The 648-nt window shown below is 48.1% G+C and carries 1 protein-coding gene and 1 pseudogene; both read right to left on the bottom strand.

What is annotated here, in order from left to right; translation table 11 throughout:
• A pseudogene (gene vcrR / locus R7R78_RS27115) lies at window positions 1-168 on the bottom strand (LcrR family type III secretion system chaperone VcrR); the annotation flags it as partial.
• The coding region (locus R7R78_RS27110; RefSeq protein ID WP_225474736.1) for an FHIPEP family type III secretion protein at window positions 168-648 on the bottom strand (481 nt) is incomplete at its 5' end. The gene R7R78_RS27110 and the pseudogene vcrR, both read right to left, overlap by 1 nt.

Below are 648 nucleotides of genomic sequence, written 5' to 3'. Positions count from 1 at the left end.
CACACGTTTGAGGAGTACAATAATGATCTCCCCTTCTTCGACACGAAACACCAGTTCCATGCCATCAACTTCCATGCGATAACCAAGTTGAATCGCACTTTTTTGCCAAAAGTACGGCGTCACGTGAATCCCCGTTTGTTCCAACGATTGTACAAGTGCGGCGTTCATTACATCCCTACCCGTCCAAGTGGCTGAATGTTGATCTGCTGAGTGAGTTCTTGAAATGACAGAACGGGCAAATCGTAATATTCGGATTCAATCAGCTTTCGGACATAACGACGCACATCCATAGAAACCACCAGAACAGGCTTGTTCGGCATACGGCTTAAATCGCCTACAGTCTGTTTTACGTCGCTAACAAATTGCTGCGTAACCGAAGGATCAAGCGCTAAGTAGCTGCCCGCCGAGGTTTGTCGAATACCGCTGCGAATCGTGTCTTCGAGGCTCTGGTCCAGAAGGTACGCCGGCAGCATGTTCTGACCGCTCGCGTACTTGTAACAGATGTAACGCTTTAAGCTTGAACGAATGTATTCCGTCAACTGGACGACATCTTTTTCCTTTTGTCCCCACTCGACCATGGCCTCCAAAATGACGCGAAGGTTACGAATCGAAATGTCCTCAGACACCAAACGTTGCAAAATCTCCGTC

The sequence above is a fragment of the Vibrio sp. 2134-1 genome (assembly GCF_033339495.1).
Note: the sequence above shows the minus strand (reverse complement) of the source record. Positions and strands in the feature narration are given on the sequence as shown.